This is a genomic window from Desulfatiferula olefinivorans (assembly GCF_054657895.1).
Genome location: NZ_BAAHXV010000049.1, coordinates 1 through 13,735 on the forward strand (window position 1 = coordinate 1; position 13,735 = coordinate 13,735).

The window sequence follows — 13,735 nt, forward strand, 5'->3', positions numbered from 1 at the left end:
TATAATATCGAAATCCGCCACCACCTTTCCAGTTCACTGCATCGGTTATTCCTCCTGTGTCCCCACCATCGATAACCTTTTTCATTCGCGGAATAATGTGGGTATGACAATGCTCGCCCAGTTCCACCATAATCCAGCGACGCCCCATCTTCTGGGCCACGGCTCCGGTTGTACCGGAACCGGCAAAGGAGTCGAGGACTATGTCGCCTGGATTGGTGGATATGTGTAAAACACGTTCAATCAACCCTTCTGGTTTGGGATTGTCAAAAACTGAAACATCATTTAGTAATTTCAACAACCCTTTTTTGGCAGCATCATTAGTGCTAACATCTGAAGAATACCAAATTGTTTCAGGAGTAAGGCCTTTATCTTGATTTCCCTCTAAAAATTTTTTTAATCGTGGAGCATTGTCACCATTCTTCCCAAACCATATATTTCCATTCTTAACTTCTTGTTCCATCTTTTCTTTTGTATAAAGCCAGCATCGACCTTTAGGAGGGTCTATTTCTCTACCAGAAGGTAATTTTAATTTATAAAATTGCGAAGCAGTTGCATGGCCAGCTTGTGCATTTGCTGAAACTGATTGCCAGGGTCCTCTTGGATCGTTATCTGGATTTTTATATCGTGATAATACTTGATCACTTAGCGATAAAGGTTTTCTAATAATTTCAAATTTATTTTTATTGGATGCATAGACTAAGATATGATCATGCTTAAAAGAAAAAACTCTACGGTTTTCTCTTGAAGTTCGTTTTTCCCAAATTATATTTGCAACAAAATGTTGTCTTCCAAAAATCTCATCACATAAAACTTTCAAGTAGTGGGCTTCGTTATCATCTATTGTAATCCATAAAGAGCCTTCATAGCATAACAGCCTTTTGATAATCTCCAATCTGTCACGCATTAAGGACAACCAAAGTGAATGTTCAACTCCATCATCATAGTGCTCAAATGCACTTCCCGTGTTATACGGAGGATCAATGAACACACACTTCACCTTACCCGTAAACTCCTGTTCCAGGGCTTTCAGGGCCAACAGGTTATCACCGAAGATAAGTCGATTGTCGAATTCATCGTTCTTTTTCACCCGATGTTTGGCATGGTAGGATTTGTCCGGGTCTTCCAGAAGAATGCGCGGTTCCAGGCGGGGACGGTTCTCTTTACCGATCCAGGTGAGTTCCAATTTCTGTTTTGACGTCATATCACGTTCTTTCGTTATGAACAGGCATCCTGGATAGGAATCCGGGAGTCCTTTTAATTATCGGTTAAAGGGTTCCGGCAAGTCTGCCGCAGAACAGAAAACAGACTTGAAATGACGGGGCTGCTCGTACTGCCCAGGCCCCGCATCCGGTAGTGCTGAGACAAAGCCTAAAGTCTCACACGCACGCCATAGGCTTTCCGACGTCTTTATGGTCAATCGAGTTATCCTTTCTTTTTCGTCATCGGTCAATGAAAGATTATCCCCGTACTCAGGATGCATTTGTTTTGATTAACCAAAGCGGCACATGCGGTTCGACAGGGCTCAGTCGATGAGGACGGTGAAGGGGGCGAAACCGGCGTCGGCCAGGCGGGCTTTGGCGGCTTCCGCAGCGTCCCGATCGGCGAAGCGGCCCACCCGGACCTTGAAGGTGCCGGCTTCGGCCGCCAGGTGGACCGGGTCATGGTCTTTGGACAGACGGCGGACCAGGGCTTCGGCATTGGCTTTTTGATCGAAGGAGCCGACCTGGAGGGAATAGGTTCTGGAGGTTTTGTTCGCGGCGGGTTTCGTTGGTTTCGGCGGGCCCGTGAGGGCCGTGACCTGAACCTTGCCCGTGCCGTGGCCGATCAGGTCCAGGGCCTGGGCCGCCGCTTTGGACAGGTCAATGATCCGCCCGTGGACAAAGGGGCCCCGATCGTTGATCCGGACGGTGACCTCCTTGTCGTTTGCAAGATTACGGACCCGGACTCGGGTGCCCAGGGGCAGGGTGGTGTGGGCCGCCGTCATGGCGTGCATGTCGTAGATTTCCCCGTTGGCCGTTTTTTTTCCATGAAAGGTGGGGCCGTACCAGGAGGCGATGCCTTTCTGGGTGAACCCCTCGGCACGGGCGAGGGGCTGGTACCAGGAACCCAGCACCTTGTACGCCGGAGGCAGGCCGGGGACCGGGCGGGGACGGGACGGGGCGCAGGCGGCGATCAGGAAGAGCAAGGAAAGACAGATCAGACACCACCGTGTGCGGCGGCGGTCAGGCGCTGCGGGGGGTGACATGGGGGTCGTCGCTGTCATGGTGCATCCCTTGGGCTGAAATCCGGAAAACCTCGCCGGGCTCGTGCTGACCGGCGATGGACAGGCCGATTGCCGAGCCGTTCAGGGCCTGGACTGCGGCGTGCCGGGCCTTGTCGCGGGTGTTGTTTTCTTCGCTGAGGTGGGCCAGAATCACGTGGTGAAGCCGGTCATGGATCAGGTCGGCCAGAAGCTCCCGGGCCTCCTCGTTGGCCAGATGGCCCTTGCGGCCCCGGACCCGCTGCTTGAGGGGCCAGGGGTAGCGCTCGTTGTCGAAGAGCATCGAAGGATCATGGTTGGATTCCAGGATCAGCAGATGGGCCTGTTTCAGGTGCTCCCGCACCACCAGGTTGGCGATGCCCAGGTCCGTGGCCACCCCGATCCGCGTACCCCGGCAGTCGACGGTGAAGCCCGAGGGGTCCGCCGCGTCGTGGGAGATGGAAAAGGGATGAATGGCCATGGACCCGATCCGGAACGGCTTTCCGCAATCGATGAATTCCACCCGGTGGGGGTCGCCCAGCATGGCCTTTCCGGCCTCGAAGGTCTTTTCGTTGATGTAAAGCGGGAGCTTGTGGCGCCGGCTGAAAATGCCGGCGCCCTTGATGTGGTCGGTGTGCTCGTGGGAGATCACGATGGCCGAGAGCGCATCGGGCCGGAGCCCCCGCAGGGCCAGGCGTTTTTCGATTTCCTTGCCCGACAGCCCGGCGTCGATGAGGATGGCGGTGCCGCAGGACTCCAGGTAAATGGCGTTGCCCTTGCTTCCGCTGGCCAGGACGCAGACCGAGACGACGGGTGTGATGTCCTGGTTCATGGGGCCGTCCGCCCGATGCCGGTGTGACCGAATCCGCCGTCGTTGCGGTCCGTGTCGGCAAGAGTTTCGACGGCCTGGATCCGGGCCCGGACGACCGGGGCGATGACCATCTGGGCCACCCGGTCCCCGCGTCGAAAGGTGAACGGTCCCTCGCCCAGGTTGATCACGGCCAGCTTGACTTCGCCCCGGTAGTCGCTGTCGACGGTTCCCGGCGAGTTGATCAGGCCGATGCCGTGGCGGACGGCCAGGCCGCTGCGGGGGCGGATCTGGGCCTCGAACCCTTTGGGCATGGCCATCTTGAATCCCGTGGGCAGAAGGGCGATGCGGCCGGGTTCAAGGATCAGATCCTCCCGGATGGCGATGCACACATCCATGCCCGCCGCCTCCTCGGTCATGTAGCGGGGCAGGGGAATATCCCTGTCCGTGTCGGGGTCGATTTTGACAAATTGAATCAAAGGCGCCGTGTTCATCCCTGACCTTTCAAAGAGGGTTCCGGCCGGTCCATGATCTGGGTGAGGCCGCTGCGGGAGGGTTTGTTGCACGAGCAGGTCTCCCGGCATTTGTACTGTTTTTCAAGCCGTCGTTTCACATAGCTTCCCGGCGCGTCTTCGATGGCCAAAAAGGGCTTCTTGCCGGGCATCCGTTTGGGCACGGTTTTTCCGGCCTTCTCACGGTTCCAGGCGTGCCAGTCCAGCCACCAGGAACCCTCCTGCCGGGAGGCATCGTTCAGCCAGTCTGCGGGATTGTCGGGCAGTTGGTCCGAGACCCGGAAGCCGTATTTGTTGCGGGCCGGTGGATTGACCACCCCGGCCACATGGCCCGACCCACCCAGAACGAAACGGACGGGGCCCGCAAACAGCCGGGCGCCCCGGTAGGCTGCCTGCCACAGCACGATGTGGTCTTCCTCGGTGGCCAGGAAATAGGACGGGGTCGTGATCCGTGAAATGGAAATCGGGGTCCCCGCAAGGGTGATGCCGTCGGGGTCCTTTATTTTGTTTTCCAGGTAGGCGTTTTCCAGATAGAAGCCGTACATCCGGGCCGGAAGGTTGGTCGGATCGGAATTCCAGAACAGGATGTCAAAGGGTACCGGCTCCCGGCCTTTCAGGTAATTGTTTACCGCATAGGACCAGATCAGGTCCGTGGGACGAAGCATGTTGAAGGTCTTGGCCAGGTGGCGTCCGTCCAGATAGCCCACCTGGTTCACGTCGGCCACGATCCGCCGGACCTGCTCCTGATCCAAAAAGACCCCCAGGTCCCCCGGCTGGGAAAAATCGATGAGGGTGGCCATGAAGGTCAGGGCGGCGAACCGGTCCTCGCCCCGGGCGGCCAGGTAGGCCGCCGTGCAGGCCAGAAGGGTGCCGCCGGTGCAGTAGCCGATGGCCGATACCCTGGGGCAGCGGGTTATGGCTGCGATGGCGTCCAGCACCGCCACATGGCCTTCGATCATGTAATCGTCGAAGGTTTTGTCGGCATGGCGCCGGTCGGGGTTGACCCAGGAGATCATGAACACGGTGTAGCCCTGATCCACCAGCCATTTCACCAGGGAGCTTTTTTCGTTGATGTCGAGGATATAGTATTTGTTGATAAAGGGCGGGGAGATCAAAACCGGCGTTTCAAAGACCCGGGCCGTGGTGGGGGTATACTGGATAAGCTGGACCAGATCGTTCTGGAACACCACCTTGCCCGGGGTGGTCGCCAGGTTTTTCCCGATCTCAAAGGCATGGGTGTCGGTCATGCGGATGGCCAGGCTGCCGTCATGGCAGTCCACGTCGTTTAAAAAATTGTCGATGCCTTCCAGGATGTTTTCCCCGCCGGATTCCAGGGTCAGCTTGAGCAGCTCGGGGTTGGTGGGCAGGTAGTTGGACGGCGAGGCCGCCTCCAGCAGCTGCCGGGTGAAGAACTCCACACGTTTTTTTGTTCTCTCGTCGAGGCCCTTGACCTGGGCCACGGTCCGGCTGATGTTCCGGGCCGAGATCAGGTAGGAATCGCGGATGAATTCAAAAAAGGGATTGCTGCTCCATTCCTCGCTTTGGAACCGTTTGTCGGTTTTGGCTTCGAACGGGCCGTCCTCACGGCTTTCCATGCCCAGGAGCCTGCGGCCGAAACGGTCGGACAGGGAAAGGAGATCCTGCATGTAGGCCTGCTGGGCGCTCAGGAGGACCTGGGGGTCCCCGGCCAGTTTGAGTATCATCTCTCCGAAGTCGGAGACGATGGAAAGATCCTGCTTGGCGTCGGGCGCGGCGGACGACCGGGCCAGGGCGGCCATGACGGATTTCTGCTTGTCGGAGAATTTGATCATCAGCTCGGACAGTGTGCTGATCATGTCTTTGTCTTTGGGCATACCTTATCCTCCATGTCGGGTTGGCGCGGCTTGCCGGGGCGGGTCACGGGGGCGCCCCGGTGACGGCATGTCATCGATACCGGTGGTCGTTTGAAGGGTCAGCTTACCGCAATCCCCGTGAAAATCCAAATACAAAAAAAGGGGGGCGCCGGATAAGAAACGGCCCGGAATCCGGGAAAGACCGGAAACCGGGCCGTGTATCGTGGTGCGTCGTGCCGGTGGTATCAGTGGGTGGTTTTCAGGTAGTTTTCGACGCCTTCGTAGCCTTCCTCGGCGTACTTCCTGAGGGCGGCCCGGCCGTTTTTGACCGTTTCGGCCCACTGCTTGTAAAAAGCCTTGGCAGGCTCAGGGATCAGGGCGGTTTCCTCGATGAAGGCGAAGACCTTCTTTTCCACCTGCTCCTGAAGGGTCACGACGTATTCAAAGGATTTTTCAAAGTTTTGTTTGTGAATGCCCACTGCCTTGGTAAAAAGTTCGTTGGTCTCCATGGTATGCCTCCTTGACGCGGCTGGTTTCGGTATATTTTTTTTTTATTAATAAGGTCCGATCACCCGGGGGGACAACGGCCTGCGTTGACTGTTTCAATCCCTTGAATCCTCCCCCCGGGGTCCCGCTAGGCGGGAATGATCAGTTTTTCAAGTCTTTCGTGGCCCTTGAGCACGGCTTCTCGGATGCCGGCTCTCACGCCGCGTCCCGTTTCGATCCCTTTGCGGATCAGTTCCTTGACCTGATCGGGTACAAGCGGTGCTTTTTCAATGGCCTCGCCGGTCAGTTCTTCGGCTTTGACCTGAACTTTTTCCGCTGCGTCGAAAATCGCTTCGACCCCTTGACGGTTGTATTCGAATGCCTGTTTGATTGCGTCGTTCTGTTTCATGATGACCTCCTTGAGGGTTGTTGTTCTTGTTTGAACACAAGTTAAGTCCGCTCGTTCGGCTGTCAAGAAAAAAATTTTGCAATGCAACATATTATTTTTGGTTTAAGACGATTTGAAAGCCCATAAAATAACGTTCAATCATGGACAAAGCGGGTAGCGCCCTCGTTTTTTGAGTCGGCAATTGACGCAGTGCAATATTTTTTTGTGCAAACGGTTTACAAGGTCAAAAACGGCATCCATATTAAGACCATCCCTTGAACCACAACGGCCGTCAACCGCTTCCCCGGTTTACGGGGGGAAGTGAATGGAAACCGGATCGCGGGTCCGCCCGGTCAAAACGGGCCGGAACCCGGCGATCCAAGGGGGTATGAATGATTATAGATTACAAGGACGTCCTGAAATACTGTTCGGAACTGATGATCACGGAGAAACCCGGGTGGATCACACCCTACGAGGTGATCACGGACGATCCGGCCTACCGGCTTCTGGGGTTCAATACCCAAAGCCCGAGCGGGAACACCCCGGTGTTGATCGTCCCGCCCCAGGCCGGGCACCATTCATGCATCGCCGATTTCGGCTCGCCGGAACAGAGCCTGGTCTCGACCGGTATCCGGCAGACGGGCGGGGCCGTTTACGCCCTGGAATGGAAAAGCTCCGTGCGACGGCAGGAAACCATCGATGACCTGGTGCTTTACCTCGATGTCTGTGTGTCACAGATCGGGGGGCGGGCCCATCTGATCGGCCTCTGCCAGGGAGGATGGCTGGCGGCGATTTATGCGGCCGTGTATCCGGAAAAGACGGCGTCCCTCCTGATCGGGGCGGCGCCCATCGATTTTCATGCGGGAAAGAGCAAGGTCCATGAGTTCGTCAACCGGATTCCGATGAAAGGCTATGAATGGATGGTCCGGGCCGGGGGAGGCTTTCTTCGGGGCGATGTGATGCTCGGCGGATGGAAGCTGACCAGCCCCTATGAACGGTTTGTCCAGGATTACGTGAACCTCTGGGACAATCTGGGGGATGACAACAAGCTCAAGCGGTCCAAGACCTTCAGGACCTGGTACGAATACACCCAGAACATTTCCGGAACCTGGTACCTCCAGGCCGTCCGGGAACTGTTCAAAAAAAATCGGCTGATCACCGGCAAGTTCCGGGTGCTTCACCGCTTCGTCGATCTGGGGCGGATCCGCTGCCCCGTGGCCATGCTGGCCGGGGAAAAGGACGATATCACCCCCGTCGAGCAGGTGTACGCCCTGGCCGATCATGTGAGCACGCCGGATGCGGATAAATTCCGGCGGATCATCCCCAAGGCCGGTCATATCGGGGTGTTTATGCGAACCGATTCCCAGGCGCACTGGGCCGAGGCCCTGGATTTCGTGACGAGCAAGGTGCCGGAACCGAAGCGGGGAGGCTCGGACGCGGCGGCGGCCTGATGCGTGAGTGAGTGTATACGACTGATAAAGCCCGGGCGGGTGCCGTCCGGGCTTTATTTGTTTCAGGATCTATCGCTCAAAACAGGATTGACCCGCCGGGGAATCCGTGAAAAAATGCGCTTATGACATCCGACGCCGACTCAAAACTCATCCGCCGCCTGAGACGCTTCTCATGGGTGACGCCCGTTGCGGCCATGTACCTGCTCTGGTGCCTCGTGTCCCTGGGGTTCCGAACCCTGGGGGCCGGGACTGTCGGGGGCGTGGGGCTGCATGTGGTCAGCCTTGTCGTCTATCTGGCACTGTCGGTGTTCATGACCCAGGTGTTTCTCGTGTACGCGGATGCCCGCCTGGATGACTATCCCCCGGCCCGGACCGCTTTGTTTCTGTTCTGTCTGGGTCTTGGTCTTTTGATGTTCGTGCTGATGCAGGACGGCTCCCGTCGGGGCGGCCTGCTCCAGAGTCTGACAACGGCCAACCTGATCGTTCTGGCCTGCGTGACCGCCACCTGGATGACCCATCCGCTCACGCGACCCTCGGAGCTGGTGCCCGTCTGCGGGGTGGTGGCCCTGGCCGACCTGTTCAGCGTGTTCGCCGGTCCCACCCGCCACATCATCGAGACACTGACGGCCTATTACGAAACCGGCATGGTGGGGCCGCCGCCCCTGGCGGATTTTATTCTGATCAAAATTTCGGTGCCCGGATTTACCGCCCCGGTGCCCCTTTTCGGTGTATCCGACTGGGTGATTCTGGTGTTTCTGTGCTCGGCCCTGACCCGTTTCGGGCTCAGCGACAGCCTGATCGGATCGGGCATCATCGGCATGAGGAAAACCCGGCGCCTTGCCGTCTATCTGCCGACGCCGGTGTTGGGCCTCGTCCTGGCCCTTCTGGCCGCCCAGATCAGCGGCATGTTTCTGCCGGCCCTGCCCTTCATGGTGGCGGTCTTCATGGCCTATGCCCTGATCCGCTATCCCCGGGTCCGGGATCTGAACCGCCGGGAATGGCTGCTCCTGTCGGGCTTTTCCTCGGTAATGCTGGCTCTCTTCGGCCTGGGCCTGTGGTTTAAATCGACGTTGTAAAGGAGCTCCCCATGGCCCTCATCACGAAAAAACGTATCATCAGACTGATCATCGGTATCCTCGTATTGGCCTGCGCCGCGCCGTTTTTTTTAAAGGACCGGCAGGGCCGCCCCCTGATGACCCTCGACCGGATCGTGTTTCCCCGGTTCACGGTGCCGGATATCGACCTGTCTTTTCTGAAACGGAAGGCCCCGGCCCCCGAAACCGAGATTCTGGCCGAGGGCAGCATCGTTCCCGCCGACGGGCAGAAGGTGGTCAAGATGTATACGTTCAAAGACGACAGGGGCGTTGTCCATTTCTCCGACCGAAAACCCCTGGGAGACGGCGTGAAGGTCCTTTACCTCCCGGCCGGTGAGTCGTCCGGGTCTTCCATGGATGAGGTCAAAGAGAAAATCGGGGATCTGGCCCGGAAAGGCAAAGCCGTTCTGGACGCCGGACGTCCTGAAAAACCATCGACATCGTCCCCCTTGTCCCTTCTGCCTGCACCTTATTCCGAGGCGGGGAAAACCCTCGAAGACGCCCGTGCTCTCAAAGAACAGGTGGAAGACACCTACTCCCGGCGCGAGGCAATGATGAAGGAATGACCCCAAGTCCCTTGGGTTGATCCTTAGCCCTTGTTTTACCGTATTTTCAGGCGTTCTGTCTGAGCGTAAAAAAATTCCGATTCAGTCATTTATGGGTTGAAAAAAAGCAGGCCCTGTCCTATGGTGGGTTCCCTGATGAAGTACCCTTGTCTTAATCCGGTGTCATCGTCAACGAAACATGACTCCCCGATCCTTCGGGATCCGTGCCGATGATTGTCGCAGACGTCCCTGTGTTTAAGGGCGTTTTGACGCTTCCGGACACGGCCTTCGATGTGTTGAATTTTACAAACCCCCATTGCTGGAGAACGGAATGTTGAAAAGAAAAATGTTGCTGCTGATGGTTATGTTCCTGGGGCTCATGGTTGCCGCCTGCGGGCAGGTGGAGAACGAAACGGACGACGACGCCCCCGGCCTGCACGGGACCTCGTTTCAGGACAATGGGTCGGACACGGCCTACCCGGAGTTTGTCCTGACCGAGATTTTTACCGGCCGGGGCGGCCTCGAAGAGATGTGGGACAGCATCGACGCCAAGGGGTTCAACCGTCGCTTCACCGACACGGTGAACAGCCATATCGACGACTTCATCGTGTTTTCCGATCTGGGTGCCGTTCTGATCGATGATCCCTCCCGGACCCTCATCGAGATGGTATCCGGTGACGGGGCCGCCCTTCTGGACGCGCTGATCGACCCGGAACCCAATTATCCCCTGCGGGATGCCGAAAATGCCGAGGGACATGTGTTTTCGGGCGAAGACGACATGAACGGGTTCTATGCCTTCCTCGACAGGGTGTTCGACGACAGCGAGGATTCGGGCAGCCGCCGCATGACGGCTGTGGCCCGCGGTCTGGTGGGCCGGATGGTCGACCGGATGACGCCCGAAAAAATTCACGAGGACATGGAAGAGCTGATCGACGATATTCAGGATGACGATTTTGCAAAGGATTTTGTCGATGTGACCACGGCCCTCGGCAAACTGCTGGTGCGTGCCGACTTCCCCCAGACCGACGATCAGGGTGACAGCCTGGACCTGGGCAACGCCGTCCGGGGCATGATCGATCTCATCACCTGGTACGACCGCATGGTGAGTGATCCGGAAAGCCGACGTTTTCTAAGGACCCACATCACGGAACTGGCATCCGTGTTCGATGCCGAGGCGGACACGGATCATCACGCCCGCATCCGCAAGCTGCTCGTCAATCTTGAAGACCAGTTCACGGCGGGCGGCGAGGCCTTTCAAGCCCGTCCCGACCTTAACCGGACAAACGATGACGAGATTTACTCCGATACCGAACTCGGCCGGACGGTTCGGGAACTGTTCCCGGGCATGCTTCAACTTCTGATGCGTTCGGACCGCCCCCACGCCCTGATCGCAAACGCAGAAGGCGAGACGCCGGTCTACCTGCTCAAGGCCATGGTCGACAACCTCAGGGCCCTGGGGTATGATCCGGCAACCGCCGACATGGAAACCACGCTCACCAACCTGATGCGCTACGACATGCTGGGTCGGGACCGGATGGATCCGGACTCCGGGGCCTTTTCTGCCTCCCATCTCGAATCCCTTCTGTTCCTGACCCATGTGACCGCCAATGTGGGCTGGCAGGACCGGGACAACCCGGCGGGCAGCGTCGTGCCCGATCCGGAAGTGGTGAACATCTCCGACGCCCGCTACCGCCACGGGCATGGGGCATTCACGGGCCGCCTGTCCCTCAACGATTCGCTGTTCAGCATCAGGACCCATAAAACCCTCAATTCGCTGGGGCTCTTCGATATCGGGCTCAAACCCGACGACGGCGAAAGCCTGCATCGGAGTCGGGTCCCCTTCTCGGCGGATGTGCGGGATCAGTATCGCTTCTATTTTGACCAGAACTACGATGTGCTCCAGTGTCTGGCCCCGCCCTGCGTGGGCGACCTGGGGGCCCCGGACGGCGGAAATCCCGACGGCCGGGTTTTCGGCGGGGAGGACATCAACGCCTTTAGGGCCTATTCGCCCGACGGACTCGATGAAAACCAGCTGGCCGCCTGGACGTTGGGGCTGGTGGTTAGGGCCTGTTTCAATGGTGAGGGCCCCTATTATTACGACGATCCTGCGGCCGATGAGGTCATTGACGCGGTGGACGGCAGGCTCTGGCGGGTTTACCGTCGCCCCAACGGAAAAATCTACGCCTGGGTGAGCACCGATGATCCGGAGCATCCGGAGTATGTCTACCCCGCCGACGAAGGCGATCCGCTGGACGGCGACGCGCCGGAGGCGGCGGGCACGGCCCAGCGCTACAACCGCTACAAGGCCGCGTGGCAGACGGATTACTACCTGTCCTGCTTCACCGAACGGTACGAGGAGGGCGGAGACATTCTGGAAAGACCGGCCTGCCGGGTGCCTGACAACAGTTCGGGCCGACTTGCGCTGGTCGAGGTGTCCGCCGCCGACGGGGCCGCCGGTCGGCTGACCTACGGAGAGGCCGTTGCCGAAGCCGATCCCCGCAGAGCCTGCCAAAGTCCCGAAGAGGCCCTGTTCCGGAATTACCAGTGGCTGATGGAAGAAAAGAAAATGGTGATCATCATCCCCCTCAAGCTCGATCTGGGCGGCCCCCAGGCCGTGGTTTACCAGGTGCTGGAGGCCAACGGCATCACCGGGATCTGCAACCTGAGAAAATATAGGGGGAACCATTACTGGGCCAAGGCCGGGACCGACGGAACCTCGTCCCTTCCCGGCGACTATCGCATCGAGGTGGTGTCCTCCGCCACCGGCGCGGACAACGTACTGTCGGCCCTCAATATCTATGGGACGACCCTGGACTGCGGCCATGCCACGCCCGCGGTGGTGGGTATGAACATCCAGGCCCTGACCCGGCTGGGCTTTCCCCGTTACACCGGGCAGACCGAACGCGGTGACGGCATCGTCGACAGCGAACTGGGTTCCGGGGAATTCGCCCGGGGCGATGCGGTGTGGCAGGAACGCAGCGCCCTGCTGCCGCCCTTTGTCGCTCTGATTTCAGCCCTGCGGGCCCATACCCCGCCCCACGGCAGCGGAAACAATCCGTTGAAAAAAGGCATCCACAGCTTTGTGGAAGGAACGTCCGCCCTTCTCAAACCGTTGATCTATTATCAGAAAGACAGCGGCGCCTGGCCTCATAAGACCTGGAAACCCCGGGTTGCGGGCAGCGCGGTGCCGGGGCCGTCGCCCGCCTGGGATGATTATCTGGGCGATGACTTCCTGAGGTCCACGGCGGATTTCAACAATGCGGCCAACCGCCGTGCCCTGCACTGGAACGGCACCAAGGCCGAGCGCCTTCATTTCCAGCCCGCTGCCATGAAAAACCTGCTGAACGTGCTGATCGACAGTGATATCGGAGCCGCCGCCGGCGGCGGCAGTTTTGCCCAGAGCCGTCTGGACGGCATTCTGCCGTTGCTGGCGGCCAACCGGTCCGTCACCACCCTCCTTGAGGCCCTGATGAGCGAGGCCAATGATGCCGACTTGCTTTACGCCGCTCTGGAACAACTGGTCTCGGTCCTGAAGATCACCAAGGGGCCCATGACGACTTTTAATGAAACGAACGTAAAAAACATTGACTTCCCCGCCTGGATTTTCGTACAGGGAGAAGGTCTCGGTCCTTACAACGAGTTTGCGACTTTCTCCGGCATGAGAGACGAGGATCTGGTGCTCGACCGGGCCATCGACCGTCTGGTCGGCCATGACCGCATCGACGAAACCCGTGACGGTTATGGCCTTTCCTGCTACGTCGACGAGCAGGAGGCTGCGGGATGGGAGGACCTGGAGGATGTGCTCGGACTGCTGGACGACCTGCTGCCCGCCGTAAGCCCCTACAGCGTGGTCGACGCCGTTCTGGACATGAACGAGGCCGTCTTTGGCCGTGACCGCCTGTATGAGGCTTCGGAGATCCGCGGCCTGGTCTATGCCCTGGGCAAACTGGTGACCCGCTACGACAGCGTGTCGGATACCTGGATCAGTCAGGGCCGGCCGGGGTTTGACGATCTGTTCCGGATCATCCGGGTCCGCCTGCCGGAGATTCACCGACTGATCAAGGATGACAGCGGGTATTCCGGGGATAGGTACCATGCCGTCCTCGAGCTCAACCGGGACATGCTCAAAGAGGACGGTGCCGCCGAATTTCTGGTGACCACCATGGGGACCCGGGCGAACTGGGAGGATCTGTTAAGCGACGCCTCGGCCTTTCTGAAAGACGAATGGGTGACCGAGGACGCCCCCATGTGGTCGAGTTTTGTAGATCTTTTGCGGGATCTGGCCGTGGCCGTCGAGGCCTCCAAAGACGGCAGCCTTATCGAGTCGATCTACGAGAAGTACGGATTTCAGCAGAACTGATGATCCGGCGCCGGCAACGG

At 58.5% G+C, this 13,735-nt stretch carries 11 protein-coding genes; 4 read left to right on the top strand and 7 right to left on the bottom strand.

Going from position 1 to position 13,735, the window contains the following annotated elements; genetic code table 11:
- From ACYQ11_RS20265 to ACYQ11_RS20295, 7 genes are all read right to left on the bottom strand, one after another.
- Positions 1-1,201: site-specific DNA-methyltransferase (locus ACYQ11_RS20265; protein WP_459925647.1), on the bottom strand; the 1,201-nt coding region annotated here is incomplete at its 3' end.
- Positions 1,202-1,522: 321 nt separating this feature from the next.
- Entirely contained in the window at positions 1,523-2,263 is a 741-nt protein-coding gene (locus ACYQ11_RS20270) for a septal ring lytic transglycosylase RlpA family protein (RefSeq protein WP_459925648.1), read from the bottom strand.
- Positions 2,223-3,071, bottom strand: a complete 849-nt coding sequence (locus ACYQ11_RS20275) for an MBL fold metallo-hydrolase (protein WP_459925649.1) — start codon at positions 3,069-3,071, stop codon at positions 2,223-2,225. Before ACYQ11_RS20275 ends, ACYQ11_RS20270 begins: the two co-directional genes overlap by 41 nt.
- Positions 3,068-3,541: a dUTP diphosphatase gene (dut, locus tag ACYQ11_RS20280; RefSeq protein WP_459925650.1), complete on the bottom strand. Its 474-nt coding sequence runs from the start codon at positions 3,539-3,541 to the stop codon at positions 3,068-3,070. Before dut ends, ACYQ11_RS20275 begins: the two co-directional genes overlap by 4 nt.
- Positions 3,538-5,412, bottom strand: coding sequence for a PHA/PHB synthase family protein (locus ACYQ11_RS20285; RefSeq protein ID WP_459925651.1), 1,875 nt, complete (start codon positions 5,410-5,412; stop codon positions 3,538-3,540). Before ACYQ11_RS20285 ends, dut begins: the two co-directional genes overlap by 4 nt.
- Positions 5,413-5,636: 224 nt before the next feature.
- Positions 5,637-5,900 carry a hypothetical protein gene (locus ACYQ11_RS20290; RefSeq protein ID WP_459925652.1) on the bottom strand — a complete coding sequence of 88 codons (264 nt, stop codon included), beginning with the start codon at positions 5,898-5,900 and terminating at the stop codon, positions 5,637-5,639.
- Positions 5,901-6,025: 125 nt separating this feature from the next.
- Positions 6,026-6,286: a hypothetical protein gene (locus ACYQ11_RS20295; RefSeq protein WP_459925653.1), complete on the bottom strand. Its 261-nt coding sequence runs from the start codon at positions 6,284-6,286 to the stop codon at positions 6,026-6,028.
- 371 nt (positions 6,287-6,657) lie between these two features.
- Here ACYQ11_RS20295 and ACYQ11_RS20300 point away from each other — a divergent pair, with 371 nt between their 5' ends.
- From ACYQ11_RS20300 to ACYQ11_RS20315, 4 genes are all read left to right on the top strand, one after another.
- Positions 6,658-7,716 carry an alpha/beta fold hydrolase gene (locus ACYQ11_RS20300; protein ID WP_459925654.1) on the top strand — a complete coding sequence of 353 codons (1,059 nt, stop codon included), beginning with the start codon at positions 6,658-6,660 and terminating at the stop codon, positions 7,714-7,716.
- A 122-nt stretch (positions 7,717-7,838) separates the two neighbouring features.
- Complete coding sequence (locus ACYQ11_RS20305) at positions 7,839-8,792, top strand: hypothetical protein (protein WP_459925655.1); 954 nt, start codon at positions 7,839-7,841, stop codon at positions 8,790-8,792.
- 11 nt (positions 8,793-8,803) lie between these two features.
- Positions 8,804-9,376, top strand: coding sequence for a hypothetical protein (locus ACYQ11_RS20310; protein ID WP_459925656.1), 573 nt, complete (start codon positions 8,804-8,806; stop codon positions 9,374-9,376).
- Positions 9,377-9,686: 310 nt separating this feature from the next.
- Positions 9,687-13,715 (top strand): hypothetical protein, encoded by a 4,029-nt coding sequence (locus ACYQ11_RS20315; protein WP_459925657.1) that lies wholly within the window; start codon positions 9,687-9,689, stop codon positions 13,713-13,715.
- Positions 13,716-13,735: the final 20 nt, after the last annotated feature.